Source organism: Erythrobacter tepidarius (assembly GCF_002155695.1).
In the GTDB taxonomy this organism is placed as follows: domain Bacteria; phylum Pseudomonadota; class Alphaproteobacteria; order Sphingomonadales; family Sphingomonadaceae; genus Erythrobacter; species Erythrobacter tepidarius.
The window spans coordinates 186578-202692 of record NZ_MUYJ01000004.1; the positions used below are offsets into that span (position 1 = coordinate 186578).

Sequence of the window (16115 nt, forward strand, 5' to 3'; positions counted from 1 at the left end):
CTTACAGATCCTCGGTCAGGATGAATTGCGGCGCGTCGGCAAAGCCCTGGAAGGGTGCCGCGGCAGCCTGGAAATCCGTGGTCGAGATGTCGGCAATGAAGGCATCCATGCCGGTGATGTCGATGATCTCGATATACTGATAGGCGGGGGTGGCGGCATCATCGCCGAACACGCCCGTGGCCTTGTGGACGGTGAAGGAGGTGACCGAGCCAAGGCCGTTCACAGTCGGAATGTCGCGGGTCTTTGCCCATTCCTCGTATTCGGCAATGCTGGCATCGGGCTTCAGATTGAACAGGCAGATGATGCGCATCGGTCAGGCTCCCTGGCTGGGCGGGCGATAGGCCCGCAGATTCTCGTCGAGTTGGCGCGCGAGCGCGAACAGGCTGCTTTCTGCGCCGGCGTTGCCCACCAGTTGAACCCCGATCGGCAACCCGTCGGCGGTCCATCCCGCCGGTATGCTGATGGCTGGAAGACCGGCGATATTCGCAAGGCAGGTGAAATCGGCCTGTGCAGGCGGTTCAGGATCGCTGTGCGGGAATGGCGGATTGGGCACGGTCGGCAGAATCAGGAAGCCATGCTCCGCGACCAGCGCCAGCACTTCGGCACGCGTGCGGGCGAGGATCGCGCGATCCTCGGCCCAGTCGGCAAGGCTGCGGCGTGGACCGTAGCCGAGCAACTTCGCCAGCTTGTCGGAGGTAGCAACCCCGCGCAGGTGCGCCGCCATCGCGCGCGACACGCCGATGAACCCGGCAAAGCGGATGCGCGATTGCGGGTGCGTCAGTGCAACTGACGCGGGCGGCACCGGCAGCGCAGCGCGCGCCGCGGCGAAAGAGCGGGCGACTTCCGGATGCAGATCAACCCCATGCCTATCCAAGGTCGCACCCGTTCCCTCCAGCGGATCATCACCGAAGTCCGAGATCACCCGCGCCACCTCCTCCAGCACGTCAAGATCGCGCGCCAGTGGACCAATGGCATCAAGCGAAAGGTCGGCCGGCTCCAGCCCCTCTTGACTGACGCTTGCGGTGGCGGGCTTGAAGCCATAGACGCCGCAATGGCTTGCCGGGATGCGCACCGAGCCCATGGTGTCGGTGCCCAATGCTGCGTCGCACAGCCCCGCCGCCACCGCCGCCCCGCTGCCGCCGGAGGATCCGCCGGGCGAATAGCCCAGGCGGTGCGGATTTTGAACCGGGCCGAAATGGGGGTTGTTGCTCTTGGCGCCGAGCGCCCCTTCCTCCATGTTGAGCACGCCGATGATCGCTGCTCCGGCCTGCCTGAGCAGCGCCACCGTGTCAGCGTCACGCTCTGCCAGACGGTTCTTGAAGGCAGCAAGCCCGGCGTGCCAAGGCATCCCAGCAACCGCGATATTGGCCTTGACCCCGATGGTCATTCCGGCAAGCGGCCCCTCGCCGAAGGTAGCCGAGCGATCGAAGTCGCTGAAGGCGTTGACCGGGGCGTTGGCCTGTTCGAGGGCGTCGAAATCGATCATCCGCGCTCTCGCAGCCCGCGTTTGTCGATCAGCCGCAAGGGCTTCTGGCGGGTGTCGATCTCGGTCGCAGCGGCGGTTGCGCCCGGCTCCACCAGCGCCACCTCGACCTCCACGCCAAGCCCGCGGCGTAGCAGTTCGGCAAGCTCGCGCGGATCGCTTCCGCCCCTGCTTTCGAGCGTTACGGTCATGTGGTCTCTCTGGTTCGCATCGCGTTCCAGATAGCAGACGTATTCGCCTGTCAGATCGGGTCGGTTCTCGATGATGGCCCCGATCGCATGGGGAAAGACATTGATCCCGCGCAGTTTGACCATATTGTCACTGCGGCCCTTGAACCCGGCGATGCGCTTGAACACGATCTCCCCGCGACCGTCCAGTTCGTGGGTGATGTCGTGGGTGTTGAAGCGGATGCAGGGGGCAACGTCGTCCTTGTAGAGGCAGGTCACAACCATATCGCCGGTCTCGCCCCGCGCCACTGGCTGGCCGGTGTCGATATCGAGCAATTCGAGATATTGCGCGTCTTCCCAGACATACATGCCGTCACGCTCCGGCCCCTCGCCTGCGATGCTGCCGGTATCGCCCACACCATACCAGTCATAGGCCTTCGCACCGTGCCATGCGGCCTCGGTCGAAGCGCGATCTTCGGTGCCGAGATGGCCGATGATCATGCGGATGTCGATCTTGTCGAACAGCCCTTCGGCTTCGGCAGTCTCGGCCAGTTTCCTGATGTAGTCGACGAAGCCGACGATCACGGTGACGCCAAATTCCGCCATCAGGCGCACCTGATTGACCGAGCGGGTCTCGATTCCCGTCCCCGCCGAGAGGAACACCGAATTGGTGAAGTGCGTAACCGCCTCGCGGATATAGTGCCCGCCGTTGATCATCCCGTGTCCATAGACCGAGTGGACGACATCGGTCGGCTGGAGCCCCATCCAGCGATACATGCGACCCACTAGCAGATTGCCGACCTCGCGTCCCTTGGGGCCGAAGATCAGCGTCTGCGGCTTGCCGGTGGTGCCGCTGGTGGTGTGGAAGATGCTCGGCGCGCGGGTCTCGGGCGCGCCCATGCCGTGAAAATCGCCAAAGGGGGGATGCTCGGCAATCGAGGCCATCAGGTCGCTCTTATCATAGACAGGGAGCTTGGTGATGTCCTCCAGCCCGCGAATGTCGCCCGGCTCGATCCCTTTGGCGCCCCACAGGCGCTGGTAGAACGGCACCTGCCAGCCGCGCACCATCAGCCGCCGGAACTGCGCGTCCTGAAGCGCGTACAATTCATCGCGGCTCATGCCCGCATAGCGCGCGGTGAAGGCTTCGCCGATGGGGTAATCGGCGAGGATCTGCTGGTGGTCGAAGGCTTCGAAATAGGTCGGATAGGTCATCAGGGATTCGCCATGTACAAAAGGGGATCATCGAAGATGCGCGGATCGGCGGCGGGGCCGGCCAGCCTGCGGCACAAATCATACTTGGCGGCGGACTGGGCGGGGCTCATTGGCGCGGCAGGACTGCCGAGATTGGCGGGGATCACGCGCTCGATCACGCCGCCATCACGCCGGGTGACGACCAGCCGCTGCGGCGCCATCGCATTGCTGTCGGGGTTGCCATCGTGGCTCACCACAATCTTGCTGGCCAGCGCCACCAACTCGGGCGCATGGAGCGCGTCGCGATTGAACAAATCGGGGTCGATCACCCCGTCGCGGAGCATCAACGGCGCGAGGATTGCGAGACACAGCCGGGCATAGGCAGGGGTCATGTCGGCACGATAGGGCCGCCCGACGAGCCGCTCGATCAGCGGGGGCGCGTAAAGTTCGATGCGCGCCACATCGCAGAGCCGCAGGCCTTCGCGGTAAAGCGCCTCGAGTTCGCCGAGCGCGCCGTGGCTCGCCCGGCCCGAAGGGAACGGCTTGATCGCGACCTCGCTGATTCGCCAGACCTTGCCGAGATCGGCGGTATAGCGTGACAGGTCGAGCGGCTCGATCAGGCGGGAATAGCCGAAAGCCCCTTCGAGCACGTCATGCGGGCCGCTCATCCCGCTCTCGACCAGCGCCACCGCCGTGATCGCTGCGCGCGCGGCATTGGCGATCTGGAGGGGCAGCGCGATCGATGCCTCGACATGGGCCTGCATCGTTCCGCTGGCGAAGGAATAGGCAAGGCCCATCACATCGGCAAACCGGTCGGCGGGAATATGGGCAAGCCGCGCTGCCGCCAAGGCCGCGCCGATCACCCCTGCTGTTGCCGGGCGGAAAAAGGCCATTGGCCCGGTTGCCGCCAGGCCCAGCCCGCTGGCAATATCGACCCCGACAGCGATGGCGGCAAGAACGTGGTCTTCCTCAGCCCCGCCCTTGTCATGCGCCTGCGCCATCACCGCCGCACTCACCACCGAGAGCGCGTGAACGACCGCGCCTTCGTGAACGGGGTCCCATTCGAGGCAATGGATCGCAAATCCGTTGAAGAAGGCCGCTGCCGCCGCAGGCGCCTTCCCGCCGCACAGCAAGCGCGCACGGGGATCGGTGCCAAAGGCCCGGGCAGCGCTTTTCAGCTTCTGCGCCTCGGGTGACTGCGCTCCCGCAACGCCGCCAGCCAAGGTGTCGGCGATCAGCCGCAGGGTGTCGGCGCGCACAGGCGCGGGAAGCCGGTGGTCGGCCGCGGCGAAATCGAGCATCGCGCTGGTCGCGTTCACCCGGTCCAAGCCTCCAGCAGGGCGTCGATCGCCGCGCCGTCATCGCTCTCCAGCGCCAGCCGAACCGCGCGTTCCGCCTCGCCCGCGGCCAGACTGCCCCAGCGCGCGAGCGTGTGCATCTTGGCGACGATGTGTTCCTCGCTTACTGGCCGCTCGGGATCACCCAGCGTGTCGTGCAGCTCCAGCCCATTGACCCGCGCACCGAAATGGCCGGGGTAACGGGCGGTGAAGCCCGGATCCTCGGCGACGCGCACCAGCGCGCGCAAAGGCGCAAGCGCGGCAATGGCCTGTGGGGTGAAGTCTTCCGGCTCGGCCTTGCGCCCGTCCGCCACCACCGCGACGGCGTGCTGGAGCGAGAACTTCGCCTCTAGTTCGTTTTGGGGATCGGCCCGGTCGCAGAAGGTCAGCGCATCGGCGTAGGTTTCGACCTTGAAAGGTGGATCAAGTCGGCCCTGGGCACGCAGCTCCATCGCCGCGTCGATGGCGGGATGGGCATGGCGGCAGGCAGCGAAGGGCTTGAAGCTGACTTGATGGATCAGCCATCCGCCATCGCGGCCCGCAATCTCGCCGGGCGTCTGTGTCATCGCCGCAAACAGGCCTTGCGGCCCTTCCAGCAATGCCAAAGCTCCGGTCGCGCCATGATGCACGTGGATAGCCGCATCGCGACCCGTGCGCACCGCGTGATGGATGTGCCACTGCTTGGTCAGCACTCCGGGTGCGTGACGCATGTGCCAAAGCCCACCCGCGACCGATCCGGCATTGGCGAGCGCGTGGGCATAATCGACTGCGGCAAAACCAATCAGTGAGCCGACCGCCGCCGCCGCGCCGAAACCCCCCATGGTCGCGGTCGGGTGCCATCGCGCATAGTGATGCGCATCGCAGGCTGCGCCGATCGCGATCATGGCCTCGTAGCCGCGCACGGCGGCATCGAGCCGCGCATCCATATCCCGCGATGCCATGCTCAGGGCCGCGGGCCACACCACCGGACCGGGGTGGAGCAGTGCCGTGCGGTGGACATCGTCCATCTCCAGCACGTTGCCAAGGTAGCTCGCCCGCTCCCAGCCGTGGGGAGAAATCTTCGCTCCTAGCGCCGCTGCTTGGCTCTGCCGCGCGCCCGCAACGCAGGCCAGCCAGTCGAGCAGATGCAGCCGCGCACGCTGGCGCTCGCCTTTTGTCACCGGGCGCGCTAACCTTTTGCCAAGTTGGGTCAGCAGTGGTTCGCTCATCGCGCACCGCCTGCCAGACCATTGGAGAATTGGAGCTTATCGTGGCCACTGAAGCCCAAGAGGCAAAGCCGCAGCGCATCCCGCGCTACCTGCAGTTGGCAGGCGAATTGCGTCAAGCGATCATGCAGGGCGAGTTTGCGAGCGGGCGGCAGTTTCCGACCGAAACCGTGCTTTGCCGCAAATACGACGTCAGCCGCTACACCATCCGCGAGGCGCTGCGGCGGCTGGAAGCGGAGGGGCTGATCCAGCGCCGGCGCGGGTCGGGCACGACGGTCCAGCCTGCGGCCGCCCGCGGCGGCGCGCTGCACCAGCCGCTGTCCAATGTCGGCGAGCTGCTGCAATATGCGCAAGGCAGCAAGGTGACCTATGCCTTCGTGGGCCGCGGCAATCTGCCCGGCGACATTGCGGTGCAACTCGCCGAACCGACGCAGGGTGAATGGATTGCCTTCAGCGGCGTGCGCCGTCACGCGGGCGATGTGCTGCCGATCGCAGTGACCGACGCCTATTTCCACGAACATCTCGGGGATGCTGTGGCTGCGCTCGATCTCGGGGCAGGCACGCTGTTCAGCCAGATCGAACAGCTTGCCGGTGTCCAGATCGGCAAGGTCACGCAGGACATTCAGGCGATCGCCGCCGACGCGCGGATCGCCCGCGAGCTGGAGGTCGAGGAAGGCAGCCCGGTGTTGCGCATCCTGCGGTGCTATTTCGATCCCAATGGCCGGATCTTCGAGATCTCGGTGAGCTACCACCCGGGTGACCGTTTCGCCTACGCAATGCATATCGACGTCGAGGCTTAGGCCGCAGGTCATTCGCTGCCTTTCCCCAGCCCCGGTACCCGGCCCGGCGCCCAGTCCTCACCGGCAAAGCGGATGGCAGGGGCGATATGCCGGCCCCCGCCCTCGCCCGCGACCAGCAGGCCGCGCTCGGCGATGTGGGGCGCATCAAGCGCTTCACGGAAATCGAGCACGGGGGCGAAAGCGACGTCCTTGTCTGCGAACCATTCCACCCATTCCGCGCGGGTGCGGGTGACAAAAGTTTCCCGCAGGAAAGCCATGAGCTCGCCTTGCTGGCCGGCAGGGGCATCGGCGAGGGGATAGAGGTCCATCCGGCCCAGTGCCTCAAGCAGGTTGCGCGCGAACTTCAACTCGCGCCCGCCGAGCACGACATGGGCGTCATCGGCGGTGCGATAGACCTGATAGAACGCCGCCCCGCCGAGGCTGCGCTGTTCCGACGAGCGCGGGGCCGGCCCACCTGCAATCGCGCTGCCGGCGGTGTGCACGCACCATGGCAGCAGGCTGTCGAACATCGCGCAGTCGATATAGGCGCCCTCGCCGGACCGCTCGCGCCCGACCAGCGCCATCAGCACCGCCGAAAGCCCGGTCAGGCCCGCGGCCAGATCGGCGCTCGGCGCACCCGGCACCACCGGCGTGCCGTCCGGCCCGTCATTGACCGAGAGAAATCCGGCGAGCGCCTGTACCGCCATGTCGTGCGCGGGATGATGCGAAAGCGCGCCATGCTGGCCGAAGGCGGAGATCGAGCAATAGACAATATCCGGCCGGATCGCCTTGACGCTTTCGTAATCGAATCCCAGCCGCGCCATCACCCCGGGACGGAAGCTTTCGACGAAGACATCGGCTCCGGCGACCAGTTCGCGCAAGGACGCCTTGCCCGCCTCGCTCTTGAGATCGAGCACCACGCTTTTCTTGCCGCGGTTGAGATTGGCGAACCACACCGAATGCTGCGCGCCGTCATAGGTGTCGAACGGCGCTTGGGCGCGCGCCGGATCGCCCGCCTCCGGCTCGACCTTGATGACCTCGGCACCCTGATCGGCCATCATCACGGTCAGCATCGGTCCGGGCAGGAACTGCGAGAGATCGATCACCCGAATGCCGCTGAGCTTGCCCATCGCGCTGCCTTGGCCCTCCGTTTCGCGCTTCAAACGATACCGCCCGCGCGCAGGCGGGCGATCTCGTCAGGATCGTATCCGAGCCCGGCGAGAATATCCTCGCTATCGGCCCCTAACAGCGGCGCGGCCCGATTGGGCAGGCGTTTGCCGTCAAATTTGATGGGGCTTTTGAGAACCTGCAATTCCGGCGCATCGGGATGCGCGATGGTATCGCGCATCCCGATCTCCTCGAGCCAGGGATTGTCGAGCGCCGCGCCCAGTTTGTAGACGGGGGCAACCGGCACATGCCCGCCGAGCAGCTCCTGCCAATAGGCCATCGGGTGCTTGACGAATTCCTCGTCGAGCACGCTGGTCAGCAGGTCGCGATGCGCCAGCCGGTCGGCATTGGTCGCAAAGCGCGGATCGGCAAGGAGGTCTTCGCGCCCGATGCGGGTGACGAGGATGTCCCAGAACTTGGGCAACTGACACATCACGAACATCCAGCCGTCCGCGGCGCGGAACATCTGGCTGGGAGTGGCGGTGGGGTGCGCGCTGCGCGGCGTGCGTTGCGTCTCGTCGCGATTGTTCATGTACCACAGCGCGGGATAGCTCGTCTGATGCACCGCCGCTGAGAGCAGGTCGGTATCGACATCGCGCCCCAAGCCGCTGCGCTGCGCATCGAGCAGCGCACCCAGCAAGCCGATGCAAAATATCGTGCCGGTGATGAAATCGACCATCGACAGGCCCATCCGCTGCGGTTCGCCGCCGGGTTCTCCGGTCAACTCACAATAGCCCGCCTCGGCCTGCATCAGATAGTCGTAACCCGGCCACTTGGCGCGCGCATTGTCCCGCCCGTAGGCGGACAGATGGGCGCAGACAATCGCCGGATTGATCTTGCCAAGCGCAGCGTAATCAAGCCCCAGCCGCGCGGGCAGATCGCCGCGCAGATTGTTGGCAGCCGCATGGCTCGATGCAACCAGCCGATGCAATACTTCCTGGCCTGCGTCGGTGCCGAGATCGAGCGTGAGCGACCGCTTGTTGAGGTTGAAGGCCTGGAAATAGACGCTTTCACCCGGCCGCAGGAAATGCGGTCCGACCGCGCGCGCGGTGTCGCCGCCACCGTGCCGCTGGCCATCGGGCCCGGCCTTGCCGGGAGGCTCGATCTTGATGACCTCGGCGCCCATCTGGGCGAGGAACATCGTGCCGTATGGCCCGGCGCCATATTGCTCGGCACTGATGATCCGGAAGCCCCGGAGCGGAAGGTCTCTTGCCGGTTCCATCGCGCGCTTCCTGCTCAGGCCGGATTTTCCTTGAGGTGCTGCTTGGCGATGATAATCCGCTGCATCTCGTTGGTGCCTTCACCGATGCACATCAGCAGGCTGTCGCGATAATAGCGTTCGATGTCATATTCCTTGGAATAGGAATAGCCGCCGTAGATGCGCATCGCTTCCTGACTGTTTTCGACCGCGGCTTCGCTGGCAAAATACTTGGCCATCCCCGCCTCCTTGTCACAGCGCTCGCCCCGGTCGTAGGCCTCCGAGGCATCGAGGGTCAGCAAGCGGGCGGCACGCGCACGGGTGACCATCTCACCGAGCTTCAACTGGATTGCCTGATGCTCGGCAATCGGCTTACCCATGGTGTAGCGTTGCTGGGCGTATTCGGTGGCGAGGCGCAGGCTGCCTTCAGCCAGTCCGACCCCGCGCGCGGCGACATTGATGCGGCCGAGTTCGAGGCCGCCGGTCGCCTGGAAAAACCCCTGCCCCTCGACACCGCCGATCAGCTGGTCGGCGGGGATCCGGTAGTCTTGCATGATGAGTTCGGCACTGTCGATCGACTTGTAGCCGAGCTTGTCGAACTTCTTGCCGGTGGTAAGCCCCTCGCGCTTGTCGGCGATGAACAGGCTCATGCCCTTGTAGCGCGGTTCGGCAGCCGGATCGGTCTTGGCCAGCAGCGCGAAACATTGGCCGTTCAGCGCATTGGAAATCCAGGTCTTGGTGCCATTGAGGATATAGTCCCCGTTCTCATCCTTGCGCGCCACGGTACGGATCGCCTGAAGGTCGGTGCCGGCATTCGGCTCGGTCAGCGCCAGCCCACCCCGAATCTCCCCGGTGGCAAACTTGGGGAGCCACTTGGCCTTCTGCTGCGCCGTGCCGAACCGCTCGACCGCAGCGGCCATAATGAGATGCGAATTGAAGATCCCGGTGATCGCCATCCAATAGCTGGAAATGCGCATCACGATCTTGGCATAGGTCGTCGCGGGCAGGCCGAGACCGCCATATTCCCGCCCGATGGTCGCACCGAAAAGGCCCATCTCGGCCATCTGTTCGACCAGTTCCGCAGGCCACAGATCATTGTGATCGTGATGCTTTATCACCGGAATGACCTCGCGTTCGAGCCAGCGGTCGATTGCGTCCATGAAGGCGCGCTCCTCGTCCGGATCGATGCTGCGGGTCTGGTTCGCGATAGCTGCGGCAGTGGCCATGAGTATGATCCTTGCGGTCTGTCTGATTAGTTGTCGAGCGCGCCAAAACCGCGCTTCCACACCAGCACGGTGCGTTTGAAATGAGCGACGATATCCCCGTGCTGGTTCTTGGCGATGGTCTTGATGGTGACGATCCCCTGTTCCGGCCGGCTCTTGCTCTCGCGCTTTTCGAGCACCTCGCTCTCGCAATAGAGCGTGTCCCCGACGAACAACGGCTTCGTCATGCGCACCTCGTCCCAGCCGAGATTGGCGATCGCCTTGCCGCTGGTATCGGACACGCTCATCCCGGTCATCAGTGCGATCGTGAGCGGGCTCACCACCAGCGGCTTGCCGAATTCGGTGTGCTTGGACAGCTCGTAATCGAAATGCGCCGGATGGGTGTTCATCGTCAGCAGCGTGAACCACACATTGTCGGCATCGGTGATGGTGCGGCCGGGGCGATGTTCATAGATGTGGCCTACGACAAAATCCTCGAAATAGCGCCCCTGCACCTCGCGAAAGCGGCCAGGGGATACTTCTATGTAAGAATCACGCATTGCTAAGCTCCTCGTGGCGCGCCAGCAGCGCGCGATAACGGATGATGAATGGCGCTTCGAGCATCCGGCCACGGAACCGGATCGCGCGCCCGCCGCCAGCCTCATAGGCGGCCAGCGCCTCGCGCGCTTCAGCAAGCTCGTCCTGCGAGGGCAGGAATGCGGCGTGGATGGCAGGCAGCTGCGCGGGATGGATCGCCGCCTTGGCAAAAAAGCCGATCGCGCGGGCGCGCGCCGCTTCCGCGGCGAGACCAGCTGCATCCTCGAGCCTGGTGAAGGGCACGTCGATTGCGGGTTTCCTCGCCTCGGCGCAGGCCAGCACAAGCTGCTGCCGCGCAGCGAGCAGCGGCTCCCAGGACAGTTCCACACCCAGTTCACCGGAAAAATCGCCCCCGCCAAACATCACCGCCGACACGCGCGCATGCCCGGCAATGGCGAGCGCATGGCGCAAGCCCTGCGGCGTTTCGATGAGCGGGATCAGCGATGGACACTTCTCCCCCAGCGCGCCTGCGACGACCGCTAGGTCGCCCGCATCCTCGACCATCGGCACCAGCAACACCTCGGGCAGGACCGGCGCATCGATCAATGCGGCCAGATCGCGAATCCCTGACGCTGTGCGCACCGCGTTGATGCGGATTGCCCAGCCTCCCGGTGCATCGCGCACCTGATTGAGCGCGGCGGCGCGCGCGCTGTCCTTATCGGCAGCGGCGACTGCATCCTCGAGGTCGATGACCGTCAGTCCCGCCCCGGCGGCACGCGCCTTGGCAAAGCGATCGGGGCGCGATCCGGGAACGAACAGCAGGCTGGCAGCGACAAACACGATTGCTTCATGGTCCTTTTGACGTGGATGGCACCCGTCAGAATTGAGGCTTCACAATTTGTCCGGACAAATCTAAAGTCAAGGAGGAATTGTTCGATTGTCCGGACAACGGCCAATTATGCCGCTGGTGTGGAGGGAAATGATGACATCGGGAAAATTCGGTCTTCTGGCTACAGGTCTGGCCGCCTGCGCCATGCTGGCGAACGTGCCGGCCGGGGCACGCACACTCGACCCGGCAAACCCACAGGACGCGCTGGAAATCTCCAAGCGCCTGCAATGCGGCGTGTCGGAGGATCAGCCGGCGGTCTATCACTGGTCGGGCAACATCTATGGCCGCAGCCCCGGGATCCGGGACAAGCTGCTGTTCAAAGGCGAAGGCATGAACATCCGGCGCTGCGTCGAAGTCAATGACCCGGTGCGTGGCAAGGGGTGGCGGCTGATCAGTCGCGAAGTCATGCTGATGCTTGATCCCAAGACCGGCGAAGTGCTCAGAAAATGGGAAAATCCCTACACCGGCGAGACCGTGGACGTGATGCATATCCACAATGATCCGGTCAATGGCCGCCCGAATTTCCCGGTCAGCGCCGATGGCAAGCCGCTCACGCTGGACAACATGCGCGATGCCGGCCCCTTCGTGTTCATGCCGTTCGAAGCGCCGCTGTTCTATCCGAACCCGCTGGCGGGCGACTATCAGGAGTATATCGGCGGCGAATATCACGCGATGGAGATCTTCGACTTCGCCGCGCTCAAACGCGATCTGTTCGATAGCACCACTCCGACCGCCTATCCCACGGTCAGCTGGGTGCGGATTTCGGGCTGGGCACCTTGGATGAAGATGGGCAGCCGTCCGGGACAGATGGTGTTCAACGCGATGGGCCGCAAGCTGCCCGGCGGGTTCGAGGAACTGCCGGCGGTGCTCAAGAACGAGATCCGGGCCAATTACCCGATCTATCAGGATGCGCCGCCCAAGAACGATATGCGCCCGAATGAAACCACCTGGACCAAGTTCAAACTGCTCACCGACCGCGCCCGCGAAGCTGCGGCAACCGGCGGCAAGAAAGAGGCAGGCCATTGATCGCGGCCTCGCGGCGCACGTTCCTAGCCGGAGGCAGCGCCGCAATTCTGGCAGGGGCGGCACCCGCACTGGCCCGCGGCAAGACCGAGGCCGATGTGGCGATCATCGGCGCCGGACTTGCCGGGCTTGCGGCCGCGCGGGCCTGCGAGGCGGCAGGGCTGCGGGTGGTCGTGCTCGAGGGCGAGAAACGGATCGGCGGGCGGCTTCATACCCTCAGGCACTTGCCCGGTGCGCCGGAGGCGGGCGGCATCCAGATCGGCGCAGGTTACACCCGGCTGCGCAAGATCGCGGATGAAGTTGGCGTCGCACTTGCCAGCGGCGGCGGCGCGGGAGCCGGGATCGCCGATGCGCCGGGCAATCTCTACGTCGTCAACAGCGTGACGGCCACGCCTCAAGAATGGCCGACCAGCCCCGGCAACCGGCTTGCCGAATCCGAGCGCCATGTCGAACCGGCCGCACTGCTGCGCCACTATGCCCGTGCCTTTACGCGACTTGCCGGCCCTGACGCCTGGCGCGCCGTGATGCCCGAGTCCGACATTTCCGTGCTCGCAGCCTTGCGCCAAGCGGGGGCAAGCCAAGAGGCGCTGCGGCTGATCGCAGCCAATTTCAACGGCAACAGCCTTGCAGGCATGTCGCAAATCGGTTTGGCCCGGATGTTCGCGATCTTCGCGAGCCAGCCCGGCCCGGTGGCAACCGTCACCGGCGGATCGCAGCGGCTGCCCGAGGCGATGGCGGGGAGCCTGCGCGGCGACGTGCGTCTCGGCCAAACCGTCCGTGCGCTGCGCGAGGAACCGGACGGCGTGACCTTGTACCTTGCCAAAGGCATGCTGCGCGCCGCCCACGCCATCTGCACCATACCCCTTGCCGCCTTGCGCCACATCCCGATGGAATGCGCGATGCCGCCCGCGCTGGCGCGGATGATCGCCGAGCTGCCCTACACCCGGGCAAGCTTCGCCTATCTCCTTGCCAGCGAGCCGTTCTGGGAGGCTGACGGACTGCCGCACACCTTATGGACGGACGATCCGCTGATAGGGCGCGTCTTCGTGCTCGGCTCGGAACCGCCGATGCTCAAGCTGTGGACCACCGGTGCGGGAGCCGATCTGCTCGACCGGCTGGCGCCCCAGGATGCAGAACGGATGATCGTCGATCGCTTGGCCGCGATGCGCCCCTCCTCACGTGGAAAGCTGCGTGTGCTGCACCTTCACAGCTGGCAGAAGGCCCCGGGCGCGCGCGGCATCTACCACCACATCGGGACAGGCATGGTCGGCGATCTTGCCGCGGCAATATCGCATCAGGGCGCGCGCCTGCATTTTGCCGGCGAACACTTCGGGCGCACGGCAAGCGGGATGGAGGCCGCAGTCGAAAGCGGTGAGGCCGCCGCGCAAAGCCTGCTAGCACGCATCTGACAGGGGCGCAAAAATCAAGGGGCGGGAGCATTGTGCCCCCGCCCCTGATCATCCGACCAGCACACTATGGCCTGTCAGAAGCGCACCTCCGCGATGACCCCGAAGCGACGCGGCGGCCGCAATCCGGCGATGAAATTGCGGCGCAGGTCGCGATTGGCATCGGCATAGCGGATCAGCTGATTGACCGTGGTTTCGTCGAACAGGTTGCGCACATAGAACTGCAGCCGGAGGTTGTCGTTCTGTGCGCCCAAGCGGACATCGGAGACCACCGAGTCTCCGGTCTCGGCGAGATTGTGGACTTGCGCGTAACTGCTCGAGAGCAGATAGGCGTTGATGCCCCCGAAAACCTGCCAGCCCGAATTGCCGATATCGCGGCGATAATCGAGATCGACGAACACCGTGTGATTGGGCGCACGCGGCAGGCTCTTGCCGGTGATGTCGCCAAACAGCGATTGGCAACCGGGGATATTGGGCAGCTGATCGCCGGTCGAGCAATTGACAAGCCCATCATCCGCCACGTCGTTGAGCACGCCCTGATTTTCGTCGCTGCCTCTGCGGAAGCGGCTGTCGGCATAGGCGTAATTCGCAGTGAGTGTGATTTCGGGCGATGGCCGGGCGACGAGCTCGAACTCGAAGCCGTTGATCCGAACATCGCCGGCGTTGTTGATCGCGCTCACCTGCTGGGGGGCAGCGGGCGGGTTGATCACCTCGACCGGCTGCGTCAGCTGATAGCCCTCGATCTGGTTGTGGAACAGCGCAAGGTTGACCAGCAGCGCGCCGTCGAAGAAGGTATTTTTCGAGCCGATTTCGTAGGACTTTACATCTTCGGCCCCAAAGGTGGCGCGGCCCACCGAGATCGCCGCCGGCCCGTTGAAGCCGCCGGGCTTCTGCCCTTCGGCATAGACGGCATAAAGCAGATTGTCCGGGGTAACCTGATAGTCGAGCGTTACCCGCGGCAAGAATTCACGGAAGGTCGCCTCGCCGCGAACAGCAGGCCCGATATTGCCCGCCGCCACCGTTGCCGTCTGTGCCAGCGTGCGGATGCGTTCTTCCTGATAGCGGGCTTCGGCGCTGATCGAGAGCTCATCGGTCAGGTCGAAGCTGACCGAGCCGAACACCGCAAGGTTACGGATTTCGTCTTTCGAATTGTTGCGGCTTTCCGAAAGCGTGCCCAGGGCGTTGAAGGGCGGGAACGGCGCAGGGGCGCGGCACCGCGGATCCTGGGCGCAGAACGCCAGCCGCGCGGCGCGCATATTGGCATCGGCCTCGGCCTGCGCGCCGGGCGGCAGATTCCGGTTATCCGCACTGGTGCTATCCTGTTCCCAGTAGAACCCACCAAGGAGGAAACGCGCACGATCGGTGGTGTATTGCAGGCGCAGCTCCTGCTGCCAATCGCTCCGGTCGGACTGGTTGGAGAAGGAGAAGTCGGTTTGAGAGCTGGCGAAGCCGAAGAAAGCGGGCGGGGCGCCCAGCGGGAAGCCGGCAAAAATCACGCCTTGAAAACGATTGGGCGAATAGTCTCCGTCGGTGCGCTGCACGGCTTCGCGGCTGTTATAGCCGGTAAGCGATGTCAGCGTCAGATTGTCCGTCAGGTCGATGCTGACATTGAGGCCGACGTTCCACGTGTCGATCGCGTTGCCGACAAACTCGCCTTCGAACTGCTCGGAGTAATCGGAGCTGACGGGGCGCGGCCGGATGACGCCGCAGAAATAGCGTCGCTGCCCGCGATAGAGCCCGCCGTTGTCGGGCAGGCAGTTATTGTCATTGGCATCGGTGGCGAAAATGGCAGGCTGGCCGTCGCGGGTGCGGGTATAGTTGCCGCGCAGGCTCACGCGCAGCGCCCCGCCATCGTCGTACTTGAGCATCGCGAAGCCAGAACTTGTTTCCTGCACGCCGATCGGGCTGCCATCGAACTGGTTGGTGAAGAAGCCCTCGTTCTTGAAATAGCGCCCGCCGACGATCAGGCCGAGACCGGATGCCAGCGGCCCGCTCACCGAGCCGCTGATGTCATACGTCATGCCTTCGGACACGTCGGCCTGCAACCGCCCGCTCCAGCGGTCTGCGGGCGACTTGGTGATGATGTTGATCGCGCCCGAATAGGTGTTGCGACCATAGAGCGCGCTCTGCGGCCCCTTCACCACTTCGATGCGGGCGATCGAATCGATGTCGTAATCAGCGATCGAGCCGTTGAAATAGATCCCGTCGATGAAGAAGGCGACGCCCGAATCCCCGAGAATATTGGCTTGGCCACGGATCACCGGGCGGTTGGCATCGCGCCCGAAACTGTCGTCAAAGACAAGGCCGGCGGTGGCGCGCGTGAGGTCGGTTACGCTGTTGAAGCCGAGCCGGTCGATGCCGTCGGCAGTCACCACTGCGACCGCGAGCGGCGCTTCCTGCAGCCGTTCCTCGGTCTTGCGCGCGGTAACGACGATCTCGTTGCCCGAGATAACCGGCCCCCGCTTTTCGCTATCACCCCCGTCCTCGGCAACGGTCTGCGCCATCAGCGCGCTCGGCGTCAGCATTGTCGC

General features: G+C 64.8%; 14 protein-coding genes. 3 read left to right on the forward strand and 11 right to left on the reverse strand.

Annotation, left to right across the window (positions count from 1 at the left end):
• Position 1: 1 nt before the first annotated feature.
• The 5 genes from BZF61_RS05370 to BZF61_RS05390 are packed head-to-tail and all read right to left on the reverse strand — an operon-like array spanning position 2 to position 5386.
• Entirely contained in the window at positions 2-310 is a 309-nt protein-coding gene (locus tag BZF61_RS05370) for an REDY-like protein HapK (RefSeq protein ID WP_086617606.1), read from the reverse strand.
• 3 nt (positions 311-313) lie between these two features.
• Positions 314-1486: an amidase gene (locus BZF61_RS05375; protein WP_086617607.1), complete on the reverse strand. Its 1173-nt coding sequence runs from the start codon at positions 1484-1486 to the stop codon at positions 314-316.
• Complete coding sequence (locus BZF61_RS05380; protein ID WP_086617608.1) at positions 1483-2862, reverse strand: phenylacetate--CoA ligase family protein; 1380 nt, start codon at positions 2860-2862, stop codon at positions 1483-1485. The genes BZF61_RS05375 and BZF61_RS05380 overlap by 4 nt, the downstream gene beginning before the upstream one ends.
• Positions 2862-4160: an MmgE/PrpD family protein gene (locus BZF61_RS05385; RefSeq protein ID WP_086617609.1), complete on the reverse strand. Its 1299-nt coding sequence runs from the start codon at positions 4158-4160 to the stop codon at positions 2862-2864. The genes BZF61_RS05380 and BZF61_RS05385 overlap by 1 nt, the downstream gene beginning before the upstream one ends.
• Positions 4157-5386, reverse strand: a complete 1230-nt coding sequence (locus BZF61_RS05390; protein WP_086617610.1) for an MmgE/PrpD family protein — start codon at positions 5384-5386, stop codon at positions 4157-4159. The genes BZF61_RS05385 and BZF61_RS05390 overlap by 4 nt, the downstream gene beginning before the upstream one ends.
• Before the next feature lie 41 nt (positions 5387-5427).
• Here BZF61_RS05390 and BZF61_RS05395 point away from each other — a divergent pair, with 41 nt between their 5' ends.
• Positions 5428-6183: a GntR family transcriptional regulator gene (locus BZF61_RS05395; RefSeq protein ID WP_245804515.1), complete on the forward strand. Its 756-nt coding sequence runs from the start codon at positions 5428-5430 to the stop codon at positions 6181-6183.
• 8 nt (positions 6184-6191) lie between these two features.
• Here BZF61_RS05395 and BZF61_RS05400 read toward each other — a convergent pair whose 3' ends face one another.
• From BZF61_RS05400 to BZF61_RS05420, 5 genes are read right to left on the reverse strand one after another with little or no spacing between them, the layout of a single operon-like run.
• Positions 6192-7292, reverse strand: coding sequence for a CaiB/BaiF CoA transferase family protein (locus tag BZF61_RS05400; protein WP_086617691.1), 1101 nt, complete (start codon positions 7290-7292; stop codon positions 6192-6194).
• A gap of 29 nt (positions 7293-7321) precedes the next feature.
• Positions 7322-8551, reverse strand: a complete 1230-nt coding sequence (locus tag BZF61_RS05405; protein WP_086617611.1) for a CaiB/BaiF CoA transferase family protein — start codon at positions 8549-8551, stop codon at positions 7322-7324.
• A gap of 14 nt (positions 8552-8565) precedes the next feature.
• Positions 8566-9753, reverse strand: a complete 1188-nt coding sequence (locus BZF61_RS05410; protein ID WP_086617612.1) for an acyl-CoA dehydrogenase family protein — start codon at positions 9751-9753, stop codon at positions 8566-8568.
• Between the two features lie 26 nt (positions 9754-9779).
• Positions 9780-10289, reverse strand: coding sequence for a MaoC family dehydratase (locus BZF61_RS05415; RefSeq protein ID WP_086617613.1), 510 nt, complete (start codon positions 10287-10289; stop codon positions 9780-9782).
• Positions 10282-11106: an HpcH/HpaI aldolase/citrate lyase family protein gene (locus BZF61_RS05420; protein ID WP_245804516.1), complete on the reverse strand. Its 825-nt coding sequence runs from the start codon at positions 11104-11106 to the stop codon at positions 10282-10284. Before BZF61_RS05420 ends, BZF61_RS05415 begins: the two co-directional genes overlap by 8 nt.
• A 142-nt stretch (positions 11107-11248) precedes the next feature.
• On the opposite strand from BZF61_RS05420, the gene BZF61_RS05425 reads away from it, so the two are divergent.
• Together BZF61_RS05425 and BZF61_RS05430 are read left to right on the forward strand one after the other, a co-directional pair.
• Complete coding sequence (locus tag BZF61_RS05425; RefSeq protein ID WP_158094063.1) at positions 11249-12181, forward strand: DUF1838 family protein; 933 nt, start codon at positions 11249-11251, stop codon at positions 12179-12181.
• Complete coding sequence (locus tag BZF61_RS05430) at positions 12178-13587, forward strand: flavin monoamine oxidase family protein (RefSeq protein ID WP_158094064.1); 1410 nt, start codon at positions 12178-12180, stop codon at positions 13585-13587. Before BZF61_RS05425 ends, BZF61_RS05430 begins: the two co-directional genes overlap by 4 nt.
• A 74-nt stretch (positions 13588-13661) precedes the next feature.
• Here the strand turns inward: BZF61_RS05430 and BZF61_RS05435 are convergent, their stop codons facing one another.
• Positions 13662-16109 carry a TonB-dependent receptor gene (locus BZF61_RS05435; RefSeq protein ID WP_158094065.1) on the reverse strand — a complete coding sequence of 816 codons (2448 nt, stop codon included), beginning with the start codon at positions 16107-16109 and terminating at the stop codon, positions 13662-13664.
• Between the last annotated feature and the right edge of the window lie 6 nt (positions 16110-16115).

Bases quoted from the DNA above. Each gene is read 5' to 3' on its own strand.
- BZF61_RS05435 (WP_158094065.1), bottom strand. From the start codon at position 16,109: ATGCTGACGCCGAGCGCGCTGATGGCGCAGACCGTTGCCGAGGACGGG.
- BZF61_RS05390 (WP_086617610.1), bottom strand. From the start codon at position 5,386: ATGAGCGAACCACTGCTGACCCAACTTGGCAAAAGGTTAGCGCGCCCG.
- BZF61_RS05425 (WP_158094063.1), top strand. From the start codon at position 11,249: ATGACATCGGGAAAATTCGGTCTTCTGGCTACAGGTCTGGCCGCCTGC.
- BZF61_RS05415 (WP_086617613.1), bottom strand. From the start codon at position 10,289: ATGCGTGATTCTTACATAGAAGTATCCCCTGGCCGCTTTCGCGAGGTG.
- BZF61_RS05375 (WP_086617607.1), bottom strand. From the start codon at position 1,486: ATGATCGATTTCGACGCCCTCGAACAGGCCAACGCCCCGGTCAACGCC.
- BZF61_RS05405 (WP_086617611.1), bottom strand. From the start codon at position 8,551: ATGGAACCGGCAAGAGACCTTCCGCTCCGGGGCTTCCGGATCATCAGT.
- BZF61_RS05410 (WP_086617612.1), bottom strand. From the start codon at position 9,753: ATGGCCACTGCCGCAGCTATCGCGAACCAGACCCGCAGCATCGATCCG.
- BZF61_RS05400 (WP_086617691.1), bottom strand. From the start codon at position 7,292: ATGGGCAAGCTCAGCGGCATTCGGGTGATCGATCTCTCGCAGTTCCTG.
- BZF61_RS05370 (WP_086617606.1), bottom strand. From the start codon at position 310: ATGCGCATCATCTGCCTGTTCAATCTGAAGCCCGATGCCAGCATTGCC.
- BZF61_RS05380 (WP_086617608.1), bottom strand. From the start codon at position 2,862: ATGACCTATCCGACCTATTTCGAAGCCTTCGACCACCAGCAGATCCTC.